The following is a 16,677-nucleotide window of genomic DNA, read 5'->3' on the forward strand; positions in this document are numbered from 1 at the left end:
GCGTGGCGCGCCGTACAGCCCGCGCACCGTGCGCGCCTTCACGATGCGCAAAGGCGGCGGCGCGCATCCTCATATTCCGCGGCGAATCGCGCGATGAGTGTAGCGGCCGGCACCACGCCGGTGACCGCGCCAATGCCCTGGCCTGCGCCCCAAATGTCCTTCCACGCCTTGGCGCCTGTCGCTGCAGCGAAGTCCATCGCCGAGGGATCGCTGGCGGGCAGCGCATCCGGGTCCAGCCCCTGTGCGAGGATGGACGCGCGCAGATAATTGCCCGAGACGCCGGTGAAGTAATCCGAATAGACGATGTCCGCCGCCTGCCCGTCCACGATGCCCTGCTTGTAGGCGGCGCTGGCCCGCGCTTCCGCCGTGGCGATGAAGGCCGAGCCGATATAGGCAAAGTCCGCGCCCATCGCCTGCGCGGCAGCGATGCCGCTGCCCGTGGCGATGGCGCCGGACAGGGCGATCGGCCCGTCGAACCACGCCCGCGTCTCTGCCACCAGCGCGAAAGGCGACTGGCTGCCGGCATGGCCGCCTGCGCCCGCCGCCACCAGGATCAGGCCATCCGCGCCCTTTTCGACCGCCTTGTGAGCGAAGCGCTGATTGATGACGTCATGGAAGACGAGGCCGCCCCAGGCCTTCACCGCCGCATTCACCTCCTCATTGGCGCCCAGCGAGGTGATGATCAGCGGCACCTTGAAGCGGGCGCAGATCGCAAGATCCTCCATCAGGCGCGGGTTGGAGCGATGAACGATGAGATTGACGGCAAAGGGCGCGGCCGGCGCCTCGGGATGGGCAGCATCATGCGCCGCGAGTTCGGTGACGATGCGCTCCAGCCAGTCCTCGAGGCGGTCCGGCGCGCGCGCATTCAGCGACGGCATGGCACCGATGATGCCCGCCTTGCACTGCGCGATGACCAGATCGGGATTGGAGATGATGAACAGCGGCGCGCCGATGACGGGCAGACGCAAACCACGGCGAAGGCTCTCGGGAACGGACACCAGTTTCTCCTCTCCCGCCCGGCCTGACATGGCGACTTTCGCCCGTCAATGCCGGCGAAATTCGCATCGTTACCATTTCATTTACCATCTGCACGCTACCGCTACGGCAGAGCCAATCGAGGCCAAGGGGGTAAGCGGCATGGGACAGACAAGAACGATGCGGGCGGGTCTGACATGGGCAGCGCCGGATGTGACGAGCTTGCTGGCGCGGTTGTTCGACCGCACGAGTCGCGCGCAGGCATCGGTTCAGGGTCAGGCTGCACCCTCCGCATGGAGCCCGAGGCCGGCGCCTCGCCTCCGCATGAACGACGACCTGCCCGCCACTCCGGATGTGGCGGAGACAGCGCAGACGCCGCGCCGCCCAGCCCTCATGCTCGTCACCGAGACCAACGCGCTGCCCGCATGGGCGTCGTTCAGCGCGGTCATGCCGGCGCCACTTAGCGATCTGGAGGTCAGCGCGCTGGCCGCCGCGCACTGGCCCCGCGCCCGCCCGATAAGCGATGATGCAGCCATCCGCGTCGCCAGCGATGCGACGGAGGAGGACTCCGCCGCGATGCAGGCCGCGCTGAGCGAGGCGCTCGCCCGCCTGCGCGCACTGACCATCCAGTCCCGCCACTGACAAAGCCGCACCGCACGCCAGTCACCAGTCCTCGATCGTGAGGACCGCCAGCACCATCTCCACCCCGCCATCCTGCCCATCCATCACGGAATCGACCGCCAGATCGACGACGATGTGATGGACGAGAGTGATCTCGGCTTCCGGCAACGCCTTGGTCAGCGCCGTCGCCCTGTCCCACGCATCCGGACCGGGGAGGTGCAGCACGATCCGATGCTGCGCCCCAATGAACGTCGCACTGCACCAGGGGCGCTGTCCCCCATCCTCCACAGCACAGTCCGGACCGGCCAGCGCCTGCAGAGCCGCCAGCAGACGACCGTGACAATCGCGCCGCGTGCTGCGGGGCGGGGCAGCCTTGCGAGGCAAGGGGCTGGCCGTGCCCGCCAGACGAGCCGGCCTGGATCTCAAAAGCGCTCTCATTGCGCACCTTTTTCATAAATGTTCATGAAATGTTCTACGCGGCGCCGCGTGCGTTCGGAGGGTTCACGCCCCCGGCGCAGATCATGCACGAAACGGGGATCGCGCACGCATTCGCGACCGAAACGGGTTGCCGCCATGCCTGTACGGCGCAGGAATAACTCAATGGATCTCAGGACCGTCATCGCCAACCGAACCTCCTCACTGGACTCGACAATAGGAAGACCCCTAGGTTCTAAAGTTATTTCCTACTTGTCTAGGAAAATTCCTATGTGTAGTGTTCCGCAATGGACAGCGTCGATGCGAGAGCCAATCTAGAGCGGCTGATTCAGGAGCGTGGGGAAAGCTATGGCAGCATTTCCCGCCTGCTCGGTCGCAATCCGGCCTATATTCAGCAGTTCGTGAAGCGCGGCTCGCCCCGCAAGCTGGACGAGGCCGATCGCCAGCTGCTCGCCCGCTTCTTCGGCGTCGAGGAGGCGCTGCTCGGCGGCTCTTCAGTACTGACGCCCAACCCGATGAGACACAGCGCGCCCCTGCCGCGCGGTCTCATCGCGGTTCCTCGCCTCGCTCTCGGCGCTTCTGCCGGTGTCGGCGCGCTGGTCGAGGATGAGGCGGCAGCTGGCGCGCTGGCCTTCGACATGCGCTGGCTCAGAGCCCTGGGCGGCCAGCCCGATCAGCTCTCCATCATCCGCGTGGATGGCGAATCGATGGCCCCCACGCTCAGCGATGGCGACGACATCATGGTCGATCGGGCCGACGGCATCGATCGGCTTCGCGACGGCATTTATGTGTTGCGCATGGATGATGTGCTGATGGTCAAGCGCGTCGCGCTGGCGCCCCGCCGCGGGCTCTTCTCGATCCGCAGCGACAACCCGCTCTATCCCACATGGGAGGATGTCGACCCCGCCCTCGTCAATATCGTCGGTCGCGTGATCTGGGCCGGGCGCCGGGTGGGCTGATCGCCTCGCCGGCTATCCGGGGCGACCACGGCGCGCCAGCCGGCACGGCCTGATTTCGCTCGGCTCGACACGGCGTTCGCCGGGCTCGAAACGCGCCAGATAGCCGCCCGCCGCTGTCCGGCCTTCCATGCCGACGAAGCGGAAGCCGATCGCCTCGAACTCGCAGCGCAGCAGCGCCGGCGGCGTGCCATGATGCTCGGTCGGGCGGTCGATATCGACCACCACCACCTGCCCGCCGGGCTTGAGCGCCGGATAGAGCCGCCAGAGAAAGGCGTAGGGCTCGGCAATCTCATGATACATGTGCACCATCAGCACCCGGTCGAAGCTGTGCTCCGGCAGGCGCGGATCGTCCGGCGTGCCGAGCTTGACGCTGACATTGTCCCGGTTCTCGCGGGTCACGCGCTGGCCGAGCTGGTCGATCACCTCGGCGATGATGTCCTGCCCGAGCACGCGGCCCCTCGGCCCCACGCGTGTGGCGAGCCGCACGGTGTAATAGCCCTCGCCCGCGCCAATGTCCGCCACGGTCATGCCGGGCGCGATGCCGGCGCGGTCCATGATTTCCTCGGCCTCGTTGACCCGGTCGCGCGCCTCTTCCGTGGACCAGCGCGTCGAGATGATCGGCGCCACCGGCCGGTCGGCGCGGGGGAAGGCTTCGGCCGTGTCAGGCCGGCCACTGGACGCCGGCGCGAGCGAATCGCAGCCCGAGAGCAAGGCAGGGCCAAGCAGCAGGACCAGCGCGGCTGAGCGCCGCGCATCCCGCCCGCGCAGCATCAGTCGACATCCTCGACGTCGACCTTCTCCCCGGTCACCTTCTGGCTGAGCGCGGCCGCCATGAACGGATCGAGCGCGCCGTCCAGCACGTCATCCGGCGCGGTGGAGGTGACGCCGGTGCGCAGATCCTTCACCAGCTGATAGGGCTGCAGCACATAGGAGCGGATCTGGTGGCCCCAGCCGATCTCGGTCTTGGCCTGATAATCGGTGTTGGCTTCCGCCTCGCGCTTCTGCAACTCCGCCTCGTAGAGGCGCGCCTTGAGCATGTTCATCGCGGTGGCGCGGTTCTTGTGCTGGGAGCGGTCGTTCTGGCTCGCCACGATGATGCCGGAGGGCACGTGAGTGATGCGGACCGCGGAATCGGTGGTGTTAACGTGCTGGCCGCCCGCACCGGACGCGCGATAGGTATCGATCTTGAGGTCGCTTTCCTTGATCTCGATCTCGATATTGTCGTCGATCACCGGATAGACCCAGACCGAGCTGAACGAGGTGTGGCGCCGCGCGGAGCTATCATAGGGGCTGATCCGCACCAGCCGATGCACACCGCTTTCTGTCTTGGCATAGCCGTAGGCATTCTCGCCCTTGAGCAGCAGCGTGGCGGACTTGATGCCGGCCTGTTCACCCGCCTGATATTCGATCATCTCGACCTTGTAGCCGCGCTTCTCCGCCCAGCGCTGGTACATGCGCAGCAGCATCTCGGCCCAGTCCTGGCTCTCGGTGCCGCCGGCGCCGGCATGGATTTCCAGATAGGTGTCGTTGCCGTCCGCCTCGCCGGAGAGCAGCGCCGTCACCTTGTCGCGGTCGGCCCGCTCGGCCAGCGCGGCGAGGCCGGCAATGCCCTCATTGGCCATCTCCTCGTCGCCCTCGGCATCCGCCATGTCGATCAGCTCGACGGTATCGTTCATCTCGGATTCGATGGCGCGGGTGGCGTTGATGGCTGCGTCGAGCCGCTGGCGCTCGCGCATGACATCCTGCGCCGCCTTGGGGTCATCCCACAGGGTCGGATCCTCCACGCGCGCATTCAGCTCATCCAGGCGGCGCAGCGCGCGATCCCAGTCGAGGAACCGGCGCAGCAAATCCAGCGCTGCCTGAATGTGGTCGACATGGGCCTGCGCTTCGGCACGCATGAGAAATCTCCGTCAAGTCCGTGGCCAGATGGTGGGCCGAATGCAGCCCGATGCGACGCCGCTTCCCCCCGGTCAAGGGGCGAGAAGGCCGGCCTTGGCACAGCGGGCGGAAAGTTGCTCTCAGATCAACGACTGATCGGGCGGATCGGATGCGGCGGAATCGCCCTGCCGCGCGCGGCTGCGCTGCCGCCAACGATGGGCCACCCAGCCGCGCCAGCCGAGGTGGACGAGGCAAAAGCCCAGGATCGATGCCACGATGGCGAACAGCAGAAGCCCCAGCGCGGTGGGCGCCGCAAAATCCAGCGCGCGCGCGCCAATGGAGCGAATCATCGTGTCGCCGCTTGCCGAGAGACGGTCGCCAAGCACGCCATGCCCCAGCTTGTACGCCGCGAAATAAATGGGCGGAAAGGTCAACGGATTGGTAACCAGCGTTGCGCACGCGGCAGTCAATATGTTGGCCCGTGCGGAAAATGCCAGCATGGCCGCAACTGGCGTCTGCCCGAAGGGAATCAGGAAGCCCGCGAACAGACCCAGCGCGACCCCGCGCGCTGTCGACCGCCGGTTGAAATGCCACAGCAGCGGGTGCGCGATCCGGTGCGCGAACGGCTTCATCCACCGATTCGACAGCAGGCTTTCGCGGGTCGGCAGGCGGCCGATCAACCAGCGCTTCAAGACGGGTCCTCCATGACAGGCGACCTGTCTAACCCATCAAGGCTGAGCATCGCGTGAACGCGGCGCACAAGGACGGGACAAGTAACGGGCCAGACAAGCGATATAGGTCGCCGGGCCCGCGGCTCAATAGATGCCGCCCTGCTCCCCGGCGAAATCGCGGCTCACATCGCGGCGGGCCGCGGCCGGCTTGTCCTCGCGCGCGCGCTCTTCCAGCTCATCGCGCCGCATGGAAATGCGCGGCTCGGTTTCCGGCTTGAACGCTTCCCAGATGATCGCGGTGCGCGGATCGTCCGACGGCCAGCCGCCGTAGACGCGCTTGCCGCTGCGCCGGTCGACCCGCACCATGCGGACGCCCGCCGGCGCCACGAACGGCGTCTTGGGCATATCCTTGAGAATGGGCGCCATGGCCGACTTCCAGATCGGCGCCGCCAGTGTGCCGCCCTGGGCATAGCCGCCCATGTTGCGGGGCTGGTCGAAGCCGACATAGACGCCGGCGACGATGTCCGGCGATCCGCCCACGAACCAGACGTTGGTCGGGCCATTGGTGGTGCCGGTCTTGCCGAACAGCGGCCGGTCCAGATCGCGCAGGCTGGTCGCGGTGCCGCGCTGGATCACGCCTTCGGTGATGTGGACCATCTGATAGGCGGTCATCGGGTTCATCGCCTGCCGCCCGCCATGGGCGAAGCGCGGCATGGCCTTGCCGTTCCAGTCATCGGCATTGCAGCCCTGGCAGGGTTTCCAGTTGCGCGGCCAGATCACCTGGCCGTTCCGGTCCTGCACATAATCCATCACCTTGGGGGTGAGCTGGCGGCCGTGATTGGCGAGCATCGCATAGGCATTGACCATCTTCTCGACGGTCGTCTCGCCGGCGCCGAGCGCGAAGGCGAGATAGGGCTGGTAATCGCCAATGCCCATCGCCTTGATGGTGCGGACGACGCGGTCCATGCCGGTCTGCGCGGCCGTGCGCACCGTCATCAGGTTGCGCGATTGCTCGATGCCCCAGCGCATCGTCTGCGCGCCACCGCCCCCGCCGGAGAAGTTGCGGAAGCACTTCTGCCCGAGATTGGCGCCCTGCCACACGCAGAAGGGGCCATCGACGATGATCGAGGCGGGCGTCATGCCATTGTCGAGCGCGGCGGCATAAACGAACGGCTTGATGGTCGAGCCGGGCTGCCGCATCGCCTGCGTCACCCGGTTGTATGAAGACAGGCGCGCATCGAACCCGCCCTGCATGGCGAAGACTCGGCCGGTGTGGACGCCCTCGATCATGAAGCCGCCTGAGACGCCCGGAACGTTGCGCAGCGCATAGGCATTGCCTTCGGGCTTCACCGCGATGACATCGCCGGGCTTGAGCGAATCGAAGGTCGGCCGGCCATTGCGCCGGTCCGCGAGCAGGGCCGACGAGCGCGGCAATGTGCCGGTCTGGCCACCGGGCAGGCCGAGCGAGGCGCTGCTGCCGGACTTGTCCAGCACCACCGCGACGGTCCAGTCCGCATAATCAATGCCAAGATTGGACGCGGCGAGCTCGCTTTCCCAGCGATCCAGATTGTCGATCTTCGCGATCGGCCCGGACCAGCCCTTGCCCGAATCATAGCGCAGCAGGCCCTCGCGCAGCGCCCGTGCCGCCTGCTCCTGCATGAAGGGCGAGAGCGGCGAGCGCACCCACAGGCCGCCCGCATAAACGCTGTTGGGCCCATGCTCGGCGGCTTCCCCGAACTCGGCGATCAGGCGCCGGCGGATTTCCTCGATATAATAGCCGCCCACAGCACTGTAGCCGCTGCCGCGCTGCCGCACCGCACCCAGCGGCTGCGCACGCGCTTCCTCATATTGGCCCTGCGTGATGAAGCGGTTGCGCAGCATCTCGCCCAGCACCCAGTTCCGCCGTTCGAGCGCGCGATCCATGTGCACTTCCGGGCGATAGTTCGCCGGCCCTTTGGGCAGGATCGCGAGATAGGCCGCCTCATGCAGCTTGAGATCGCCGACATCCTTGTCGAAATAGGCGCGCGCCGCGGCCTGTACGCCATAAGCGTTGCGGCCAAGGAAGATCTGGTTGAGGTAAAGTTCGAGGATCTGCTGCTTGGTCAGCACGCTTTCCATGCGCCAGGCGAGGATCGCTTCCTTGAGCTTGCGCGTATAGCTCACCTCATTGCCGACTAGCAGGTTCTTGGCGACCTGCTGGGTGATCGTGGAGGTGCCGCGCGGCGTCTGCCCGCTCATCAGGCCCTGGAATGCGGCGCGGGCAAGCCCCGGATAATCCAGGCCGTGATGACTGAAGAACGTCCGGTCTTCCGCAGCCAGATAGGCATTCACCAGCATCGGCGGGAAATCGGAATATTGCAGCTGGACGCGACGCTCGCGGGCGAAGCTGTAGACGGGCTGGCCATCGATATCGCGCACCACCGTCGGCAGCGGCGGCTGGTAATCGAGCAGCGTGCGCGCATCCGGCAGATCGCGCGCGAACAGCAGCCAGAAGAGGAAAATCGCGCCAATGAAGGCCAGCAGCGCATAAGCCAGCCAGCGCCAGCGCCGCCGCTTCATCATGTCGCGCAGGCGCGCGCGCAAGGCGTCAAGACGCCCGCCCCGCTGCAACCGGAAGCTCGTCGCTTCGTTTGTCGCTTCTTCCATGCGCGCCACCTAGACCAATTCTGCCGCGTGAGGGAACCGATTTTGCGGCAGGGTGCGCGCAAATCTGGAATTCAGCGTTGCACCGATTGCCGCGCGAAATAGACCGAGACAGCGGCGGCAATGCCCTTGGCCAGTTGCAACCGCCCATCGCGCGTCGCCATCCAGCCGGCCTCGGCATTGTTGCTGACATAGCCGGTTTCCAGCAGCACCGAGGGCGTATCGGCCGATTTGAGCACCACCAACGAGGCCTGGCGGTGATAGGGCGTGCGGAAGCGGAAATGCGGCAGCCCCTCGCGATGCAGGATTTCGGCAAAGCGCGCCGAGGATTCCATCGTGTCCCGCCGCGTCAGATCGATCAGGATCGAGCTGACCGCCGTGCTGGCGCCCGAGAGGTCGACGCCATTGATGATATCCGTGCGGTTCTCGCGCGCCGCCAGCCGCGCCGCCTCGCGGTCGGACGCGACGTCGGACAGGGTGTAGACAGTCGCGCCGCGCGCCTCCCCGTCTTGCGCGGCGTCCGCGTGAATCGAAATAAACAGCCCGGCGCCCAGCTTGCTCGCGATGCTGTAGCGCTCCTGCAGGATGAGGAAGCGATCGTCCGACCGGGTCAGCGCAACGCGGATGCGGCCGGTCTTGAGCAGTTCGTCCCGCACGGCCTGAGCGATGGCCAGCGTCAGATCCTTCTCGCGAATATCGAGGCTGGCATTGTAGGCGCCGGGATCGTGCCCGCCATGGCCGGCGTCGATCACCACCAGCGGACGACGCGGGTCTTTCGGCCCTTCGATGGTCGGCAGGGGCACGGCCGGCGCAGCATCCGGAATGCGCACGACAAGGCGCGGCCCCTTGGGCGGGCGGCTCATATGGTTTGTGAGGTCGCCAGCGCCGGACGCAGGGGCCGAAGCCACAGGCACCTGCCCACCGTCCGACGGCGCGGCGAGGGTCAGCACAAGAGCAGAAAATGCGGTCAACAGGGCCATGGAAGGCGACTTTTGCCGCCCATGCGCCGCCAGCGCCAGCCAAAAGTTAACCGGCCGGCAAGGCTCTTGCGTGCAGGGTGCCGCCGCGCTGGCAAGCGGCCTGGCTTGGTCTGGCAGCGCGGGGCCTTCTGCTTTTCCACGTTGCTCTGCGGAGCAAGCCCTGCTAGCGCTTCGTTCTCCCGGACAACCCGCTGTGCCCGACTGGCGCGCGGTGGGGATTTTTCCGGTTAATCATCGCCTTCTGGGCGATCCGACAGGTTGATGTTGCATGGGGCATGGCTTGATGAGCTTGGAGCGCGCGAAAGCGGGCCTTCAGCCGCGAGCACTGTTCAAGCCGGTATCCGCAGGACGCGGACATGCCCAGGCGACAGACACGCAATCCTTTTTTGAAAACCGGGGTTTTCAGCGCCGCTGCCGTGTCGACACGACACGCAAGAGCGCGCCCCCCTACATGACACCGGGTCGCCATCCCCGCTTGCGGCGCATGGCGATGACCGGCTGGAGAGACTTTAATGACAATGCGTATGCTGATCGATGCGCGCCACCGGGAAGAAACCCGGGTCGCGGTCGTAACGGGGAACCGGATCGAGGAGTTTGATTTCGAGAGCGCTGAACACAAGCAGCTCAAGGGCAATATCTATCTCGCCAAGGTTACCAGAGTCGAACCCTCGCTACAGGCGGCGTTCGTCGATTACGGTGGCAATCGCCACGGTTTCCTCGCCTTTTCGGAAATCCACCCGGATTATTACCAGATCCCCCGCGAGGACCGTGAGGCGCTGCTGGCTGAAGAAGCCGCGCACGCTGCCGAAGAAGCCGCCCTGCGCGGCGATGTCGATGACGAGGATGATCATGGCGAGGACGGCGTAGAAGTCGTCGAGCGCCCCAATCTCGACGAAGACGAAGAGAGCGAAGGCGAAGCGCCGGCCCGCAAGCAGAACGGCAAGGGCAATGAGCAGGCCGCCGAGGAAGTGCGCCGCAAGCGCATGGCCCTGCGCCGTCGCTACAAGATTCAGGACGTCATCAAGCGCCGCCAGGTGCTGCTCGTCCAGATCGTGAAGGAAGAGCGCGGCAACAAGGGTGCGGCGCTGACCACCTATCTCAGCCTCGCCGGCCGCTATTGCGTGCTGATGCCCAACACCAGCCACGGCGGCGGCATCTCGCGCAAGATCAGCAACGGTGCGGATCGCAAGCGGTTGAAGTCCATCATCGCCGAAATGAAGCTGCCCAACACCATGGGCTGCATCGTGCGCACGGCGGGCCTCTCGCGCACCAAGACCGAGATCAAGCGCGACTTCGACTATCTCGCCCGCCTGTGGGACGAGATTCGCGAGAACACGCTCAGGGCCGCCGCGCCGGAGCTGATCCACAATGACAGCGATCTCATCAAGCGCGCGATCCGCGACATCTACCACCGCGATATCGAGGAAGTGATCGTCGAGGGCGATGAAGGCTATCGCCAGGCGAAGGACTTCATGAAGCTGCTGATGCCGAGCCATGCCCGGCGCGTGAAGCAATATGCCGATCCGGTCTCGCTGTTCCAGCGCTTCGGGGTCGAGGACCAGCTCGCCGCGATGTACAATCCGGTCGTCCAGCTCAAGTCGGGCGGCTATCTGGTGATCAACCCGACCGAGGCGCTGGTGTCGATCGACATCAACTCGGGCCGCTCGACGCGCGAGCACAGCATCGAGCAGACCGCCACGGCCACCAATCTGGAAGCTGCGCGCGAGATCGCCCGCCAGCTGCGCCTGCGCGACATGGCCGGCCTCGTCGTCATCGACTTCATCGACATGGAGCACAACTCCAACATCCGTAAGGTCGAGAAGGCGATGAAGGAGGCGCTCAAGGACGATCGCGCCCGCATCCAGGTCGGCCGCATTTCCGGCTTCGGCCTCATGGAAATGAGCCGCCAGCGCCTGCGCACCGGCGTGCTGGAAGCCTCGACCCGGCCCTGCCCGCATTGCGAAGGCACCGGTCTCGTCCGCACGGCATCGTCGGCGGGCCTCTCGGCCCTGCGCATGCTGGAAGAGGAAGCCGCACGCGGTCGCGGCAGCCAGATCACCCTGCGCGCCAGCCAGGAAGCGGCCTTCTACGTGCTCAACAACAAGCGCCGCGAACTCGATGAGATCGAGAACCGCTATGGCGTGACCATCCTCATCCTGCCCGATGGTGAGATCGAGGGCGCTCGCATGTCGGTCGAGGCCAGTGGCCCGCGCCCGACCATGCAGGTCAGCTATGCTCCCGTCATCACCGAAGAGGTGGAAGGCGAAGAGGATGAGATCGAGGACGTCGAGGAAGAGGAAGAGGTCGCTGAAGAGCGCCAGCCTCGCGCAGACGACGAAGGTGGCGAGGGACGCAAGCGCAAGCGCCGCCGTCGCGGCCGCCGTGGCCGGCGTGACCGGGACGACCAGTCGCCGCAGGATAGCGATGGTGCTGCGTCCGACGAGGATGATGACGCGCAGGCCGATGCCGATGAGCGCGATGACGAGCAGGCCGAAGCCGGCCCACCCGAATCGAGCGAGGCCGAAGGGTCTGATGAGGCACCGCGTCGCGGCCGCCGTGGTCGCCGTGGTGGTCGTCGCCGGCGGAGCGGACAGAGCGACGGTGCAGACAATGTTGCCGAAGCCCGCGAAGGCGAGACGGACGACGCAGCAGACGCCGCGCCGGTCGCATCGGTCGACGCAGCCGAGGCAATGCAGGAGACGGCCGAGCCCGCATCGCCCGAGCCTGCTGAGCAAGCGGAAGAAGCGCCCGCGCCCAAGCGCCGTCGTCGCACCCGCAAGGCTGCCGAAGCCACGGATGAAGCCGTGACGGTGGAAGTCTCGCCCGAACTGGCGGAGACCCCGACCGCCGAAGCGCCTGCTGCTGAAGCACCGACCGAGGCCGCCGAAGAGGCACCGGCTCCCAAGCGCCGCACGCGTCGCAAGACGACCAAGGCTGCGGAAACGCCCGCCGCGACCGAGGGTGAAGCCCAGCCCGAAGCTGAGGCAAGCACCGAGGCGGCAGAAGAGGCGCCCAAGGCCGCCCCCAAGCCGCGCGCGCGTCGCAAGCCCAAGACCGTCGAAGCAGCTACCGAGGCGCGCGAGACGCTGGTCGCGGATGCCGCCGACACGGCAACGGACGCTGATGCGTCGGCGCAAGCCGATGGCGACAGCGCTGAAACGCCCCGTCGCGGCTGGTGGCAGCGCACGTTCGGCGCGTGACGCACACCGCCCTGCGGTCTGAGAACCGGCATGATGGATCGTCCGATCCGTCATGCCGGGTTCAGGCTCGCCGGGCTAAGGGGCCGGTCATGGATCGGCCGCTCTCCCCTCCCCGGCAGCTTGCCGGCCAGCTCAAACCCCGTCATCCCCGCGAGGTGACTGCCGCGCCCTGGCTGATCGGCCGACTTCTCGCCGTTCTTGCGCTGCTGAGCCTGCTCGCCGCGCAGCCCGCGTTGGCCCAGTCCGTCCTGCGCGATGCCGAAACCGAAGCGCTGATGCGCGATGCCTCCGTCCCGATCATCCGGGCAGCCGGGCTCGATGAGCGCAATGTGCAGATGCTGGTGATCAACGATCCCAGCCTCAACGCCTTCGTCGCGGGCGGACAGATCGTCTGGTTCCACAGCGGCCTGATCGCGGAAGCCGATGACCTCAATCAGGTGCAGGGCGTGATGGCCCACGAGCTCGGCCATATCGAGGGCGGCCACATCGTGCGCTTTGCCGATGGCGCGCGGGAAGCGACCGGCATCCAGCTCGTCTCGCTGCTGCTCGGTGCGGCGGCGATGGCAGCGGGCGGGGGCGAGGCCGGCATGGGCATCATGGCGGCGGGTCAACAGGCCGCCATGGGCCGCTTCCTCACCTTCACCCGCACGCAGGAATCGAGCGCGGACGCCGCCGGCGCGCGCTATCTCAAGGCCGCCGGCATCAGCGGCAAGGGCAGCATCGCCTTCTTCCAGAAGCTGCAGAATCTCGAATATCGGCTGTATGTGCCGCAGGACACCTATGTCCGCACCCACCCGCTCTCGCGCGACCGCATCTCGGCCCTGACGGCGCTGTATGAGAATGATCCGGCCTGGAACAAGCCAACCGACCCGGCCTTGGAAGCGCGCTTCCAGCGTGTGCGCGCCAAGCTGATCGGCTTCGTCAGCGAGCCGGAAAAGACCCTCAAGCTTTATCCGCCCTCGGACCAGAGCCTGCCCGCCCATTATGCGCGGGCCTATGCCTATCATAAGAGCGCCTTCACCGAGAAAGCGCTGGCGGAAGTCGATACCCTGCTCAAGGCCGCGCCGCATGACCCGTATTTTCTGGAGCTGCAGGGCCAGGTCATGCTCGAATCCGGCAAGCCCGCCGATGCCATCCCGTCGCTGCGCGAGGCCGTGCAGCGCACCAATGGCGAGCCGCTGATCGCCGCGATGCTCGGCCATGCCCTCGTCGCGACCGAGGATGACAGCCATCTCGATGAGGCCGAGCGCGTGCTGCGCAACACGGTCGCGCGGGATCGGCAGAATCCGTTCGCCTGGTATTCGCTCGGCGTCGTCTATCAGCGCAAGGGCGACACCGCCCGCGCCGCGCTCGCCACGGCCGAGCGCTACTCGATGGAAGGGCAGGACGCACTCGCCCTGCGCCATGCCGATGTGGCACTGGCCGGCATCCAGCCCAACTCACCCGATTATCTGCGGGCGCAGGACATTGCGATGGCCAGCCGCGCCGCCATGGAAAGGACACGAAAGAAATGACGAACAAGGCAGGCGCGGGCGCGCTGTTCCGCGCAGCCGGGGTGATCGTGTCCGCGCTGGGCACCCGCACCGGCGAGCGCAAGCGCGGGCGGATGGTGATGCCGGCTATGGCCGTTGCGCTGCTCGCCGGCGGCGCGGCGGTGACCTATGCTGCGACCAATCAAAGCCCGGCCATGCCGACGGCGGACCGCGCCGCCATCGAATCGGTGGTGCGTGACTATATACTCGAGCATCCCGAGATCATTCCGCAGGCGATGGAACGGCTGAAAGCCAAGCAGACCGCCGGCACCGTCGATCAGAACCGGTCCGCGCTGGAAACGCCCTATCCGGGCGCATGGGAAGGCGCGGCCCAGCCCAAGGTCACCCTCGTCGCGTTCATGGACTATGCCTGCGGCTATTGCCGCGCCGCGCTGCCGCATATCGAGGAACTGGTGAAGGCCAATCCCGATCTGCGCGTGGTCTATCGCGAACTGCCGATCATTGCCGATGGCAGTGCCAATGCGGCGAAGGTCAGCCTGCTGGCCGCCAGCGAGAACAAGTTCATGGCCTTTCACAAGGCGATGTACGCGGCCGGCGGCGTCTCCTCGGACGCCATCCTCAAGGCCGCGCGCACGGCGGGGCTGGATGCCGACAAGGCGAAGGCCGCCATTGCGGCCAAGGGCGGCGATGATGAGTTCATGAGCAACATCCGCCTCGCCCAGGCCCTCGGCGCCGAGGGCACGCCTTTGTTCGTGGTGGGCGATCAGGTGTTCAACGGCCTGGTCGGCACCGAGACGCTACAGGCGGCCGTGGACAAGGCGCGCACCAAGGGCTGATTGACCAGAGACGGCTTGGGTCGGCGCCGTTCAGGACTCCAAGCCGGACGTTGGAGGCCCCCTCCGCTGCCAAGAGGGGGCCTCCCTTTGCACTGGCCTCCAATGCCCGGACGGTGGGACGAGAGGCGCGCAAAGTGACGGTCAGGACTTGGTCCTGATTCCGATCAGTGCGTAGAGCGGGCAGAAGCTTACGAACGCGGTGAGCAGCGGCACCAGGCCGATCCAGCCCCACGGCGTTCGCGGGCCGACAAAGACGAGCGCGATCAGCCCGAGGCCAATCAGGATCCGGATAATCCGGTCCAGTCGTCCGATGTTCGCAGCCATGGCCACAGCCCTCTCACAATTTCATCTGACGGTGATGCTAGGCGGGTCGCAGGCGCCTGACCTTGACGAAGATCAAACAGGCGCGATCTCAGTCGTTCAGGCTCAGTCCTGCAGGCGCAGCGCGTAGATTTTGGGCCAGTTCTTGCCGGTGACGTAGAGAAGCTGCGCCTTGGCATCCCACGCGATGCCGTTCAGCACGCCCTCGCCGCTCGCGCTCATATTCTTCGCCACCAGCGGTTGCAGGTTGATCCAGTCGTCGATCTTGCCGGTGGCCGGATCGATGCGGGCAATGAGCGGCGAGAACCAGATGTTCGCGTAGAGAACGTCGCCGACCTGCTCCAGCTCGTTGAGAAAGCGCACAGGCTCGCCTTCCCATGTGACGGTGACGCGGCGCTGCTCCTTGTAGCTCTCGGGATCGAGAAAGCGCAGGTCCGGCGTGCCATCGCTCATGATCAGCGCGTGGCCATCATGAGTGAGGCCCCAGCCCTCGCCCGTGTAGCCGAACGAGCCGATCGGCTTCAAATCCTTGCGGTTCCAGACGAAGCCGGTCTCGTCCTTCCAGGTGATGCTCACGATCCGGTCGCCCCAGATTGTGCTGCCCTCGCCGAACACATCGGCGCGCATGGGCCGCCGCTGCAGGATCTTGCCGTCACTCAGCCGCATGATCCGCACATCTGACTCGCCGACCTGCCCGGTGGTTTCGTAGATCAGCTCGCCATGGATGGTGAGGCCCTGGGTGAAGGCGCGGGTATCATGCGGCAGTTCGCGCACGATCTCCCATTTGATCTCCGCCTGCGCGGGCCCCGCGCTGAAGACGAGGACGAAGATCGCGACCAATAGCCGCTTCATTCGGCGTCTTCCGCGAGCGCGTCGGCCTGCCAGTCCGGCAGCGTGATCCCCTCGAGCGAATCGACCGGACGATGATCCACCGCGAGCCCCAAAGCCGGATAGGCAATGCGCAGCCGGGCCGGGTCGGACCGGTCAAGCGGCACCACCACGAGCCGCCGGTTCACCTTGTTGCGATAGTGCATCCGCGCGGTATTCTCCTGCCCGACATAGCAGCCCTTGCCATAATCCACGCCGTGCAGCTCTTCCGCGTTGCACTCCAGCCAGAGCGTCTTGTCGTCGCCCAGCTCCGCCACGCCTTCCGGCACGCCTTGGGCCAGCCGATGCGCGCGATACATGTCCGAAGCGTCGTCCTCCCCCGCTGGGGCCAGCCAGCGCCAGCCCAGTGCCGCGAGGCGGGGGTCGGTGGATGCGCCATCGACCGGATCGGCGGACCAGTGCGCGGCAAGCCCTTCCTCGATGCCGATGGTGACGGGGCGGCGCAGCCGGTACAGCGTCAGCCTGCGGGCCAGCGCCTCGACACGCGATGCCTCGCAATCAATCAGCACGTCCTCGCCGCCCGCCGGATCGGCCCAGAGCAGCATATCGTAGAGCGCCTTGCCCTGCGGCGTGAGCAGTCCGGCATAACGCGGCGCGCCCGGCTGCAGGCTCAGCACGTCCTGCGTGAGCAGGCCTTGCAGGAACGGCCGCGCCTCTGCTCCGCCGACACGAAGAATGGCCCGATCGCGCAGCGTGGTGGCGAGGGGCGGCGTGGCAAGGGGGGTGGTGGCGGACATGCGCTTTAGGTAGGGGGAGAGGAGCACCAAGCCAAGAGAG

At 66.5% G+C, this 16,677-nt stretch carries 16 protein-coding genes; 5 read left to right on the forward strand and 11 right to left on the reverse strand.

What is annotated here, in order from left to right; translation table 11 throughout:
• Positions 1–38: 38 nt before the first annotated feature.
• The gene (locus M2337_RS01830) at positions 39–998 is read right to left on the reverse strand and encodes an NAD(P)H-dependent flavin oxidoreductase (RefSeq protein WP_264571468.1); all 960 of its coding nucleotides are present in this window, start codon (positions 996–998) and stop codon (positions 39–41) included.
• 139 nt (positions 999–1,137) lie between these two features.
• Here M2337_RS01830 and M2337_RS01835 point away from each other — a divergent pair, with 139 nt between their 5' ends.
• Entirely contained in the window at positions 1,138–1,617 is a 480-nt protein-coding gene (locus tag M2337_RS01835; protein ID WP_264571469.1) for a hypothetical protein, read from the forward strand.
• 21 nt (positions 1,618–1,638) lie between these two features.
• Here the strand turns inward: M2337_RS01835 and M2337_RS01840 are convergent, their stop codons facing one another.
• A complete protein-coding gene (locus tag M2337_RS01840; protein ID WP_264571470.1) occupies positions 1,639–2,022 on the reverse strand; it encodes a hypothetical protein in 384 nt (127 codons plus the stop codon).
• Between the two features lie 8 nt (positions 2,023–2,030).
• On the reverse strand, positions 2,031–2,216 hold the full coding sequence (locus tag M2337_RS01845) for a hypothetical protein (protein ID WP_264572316.1): 186 nt from the start codon (positions 2,214–2,216) through the stop codon (positions 2,031–2,033).
• Positions 2,217–2,318: 102 nt separating this feature from the next.
• Here M2337_RS01845 and M2337_RS01850 point away from each other — a divergent pair, with 102 nt between their 5' ends.
• Positions 2,319–2,990, forward strand: a complete 672-nt coding sequence (locus tag M2337_RS01850; protein ID WP_264571471.1) for a helix-turn-helix transcriptional regulator — start codon at positions 2,319–2,321, stop codon at positions 2,988–2,990.
• 12 nt (positions 2,991–3,002) lie between these two features.
• Here the strand turns inward: M2337_RS01850 and M2337_RS01855 are convergent, their stop codons facing one another.
• The 5 genes from M2337_RS01855 to M2337_RS01875 form a co-directional block, all read right to left on the reverse strand.
• The gene (locus M2337_RS01855; RefSeq protein WP_264571472.1) at positions 3,003–3,761 is read right to left on the reverse strand and encodes a class I SAM-dependent methyltransferase; all 759 of its coding nucleotides are present in this window, start codon (positions 3,759–3,761) and stop codon (positions 3,003–3,005) included.
• Positions 3,761–4,888: a peptide chain release factor 2 gene (prfB, locus tag M2337_RS01860; RefSeq protein ID WP_181560842.1), complete on the reverse strand. Its 1,128-nt coding sequence runs from the start codon at positions 4,886–4,888 to the stop codon at positions 3,761–3,763. Before prfB ends, M2337_RS01855 begins: the two co-directional genes overlap by 1 nt.
• A 120-nt stretch (positions 4,889–5,008) precedes the next feature.
• On the reverse strand, positions 5,009–5,560 hold the full coding sequence (locus M2337_RS01865; RefSeq protein WP_264571473.1) for a DUF2062 domain-containing protein: 552 nt from the start codon (positions 5,558–5,560) through the stop codon (positions 5,009–5,011).
• A gap of 123 nt (positions 5,561–5,683) precedes the next feature.
• Complete coding sequence (locus tag M2337_RS01870; RefSeq protein WP_264571474.1) at positions 5,684–8,185, reverse strand: penicillin-binding protein 1A; 2,502 nt, start codon at positions 8,183–8,185, stop codon at positions 5,684–5,686.
• 71 nt (positions 8,186–8,256) lie between these two features.
• Positions 8,257–9,162: an N-acetylmuramoyl-L-alanine amidase gene (locus M2337_RS01875; RefSeq protein WP_319799451.1), complete on the reverse strand. Its 906-nt coding sequence runs from the start codon at positions 9,160–9,162 to the stop codon at positions 8,257–8,259.
• A gap of 512 nt (positions 9,163–9,674) precedes the next feature.
• Here M2337_RS01875 and M2337_RS01880 point away from each other — a divergent pair.
• The 3 genes from M2337_RS01880 (at position 9,675) to M2337_RS01890 (ending at position 14,691) form a co-directional block, all read left to right on the forward strand.
• Positions 9,675–12,362, forward strand: coding sequence for an Rne/Rng family ribonuclease (locus M2337_RS01880; protein WP_264571475.1), 2,688 nt, complete (start codon positions 9,675–9,677; stop codon positions 12,360–12,362).
• Positions 12,363–12,451: 89 nt separating this feature from the next.
• Positions 12,452–13,876, forward strand: a complete 1,425-nt coding sequence (locus M2337_RS01885; RefSeq protein WP_264571476.1) for a M48 family metalloprotease — start codon at positions 12,452–12,454, stop codon at positions 13,874–13,876.
• 92 nt (positions 13,877–13,968) lie between these two features.
• Entirely contained in the window at positions 13,969–14,691 is a 723-nt protein-coding gene (locus tag M2337_RS01890; RefSeq protein ID WP_413716128.1) for a DsbA family protein, read from the forward strand.
• 141 nt (positions 14,692–14,832) lie between these two features.
• On the opposite strand, the gene M2337_RS01895 is transcribed toward M2337_RS01890, so the two are convergent.
• The 3 genes from M2337_RS01895 to M2337_RS01905 all read right to left on the reverse strand — a co-directional run bounded on the left by M2337_RS01895 (position 14,833) and on the right by M2337_RS01905 (position 16,637).
• A complete protein-coding gene (locus M2337_RS01895; RefSeq protein ID WP_264571478.1) occupies positions 14,833–15,015 on the reverse strand; it encodes a DUF2892 domain-containing protein in 183 nt (60 codons plus the stop codon).
• A 102-nt stretch (positions 15,016–15,117) separates the two neighbouring features.
• Entirely contained in the window at positions 15,118–15,864 is a 747-nt protein-coding gene (locus tag M2337_RS01900; protein ID WP_264571479.1) for a glutaminyl-peptide cyclotransferase, read from the reverse strand.
• A complete protein-coding gene (locus M2337_RS01905; RefSeq protein WP_264571480.1) occupies positions 15,861–16,637 on the reverse strand; it encodes a YgfZ/GcvT domain-containing protein in 777 nt (258 codons plus the stop codon). Before M2337_RS01905 ends, M2337_RS01900 begins: the two co-directional genes overlap by 4 nt.
• Positions 16,638–16,677: the final 40 nt, after the last annotated feature.

The organism is Sphingobium sp. B2D3A, assembly GCF_025961795.1.
In the GTDB taxonomy this organism is placed as follows: Bacteria; Pseudomonadota; Alphaproteobacteria; order Sphingomonadales; family Sphingomonadaceae; genus Sphingobium.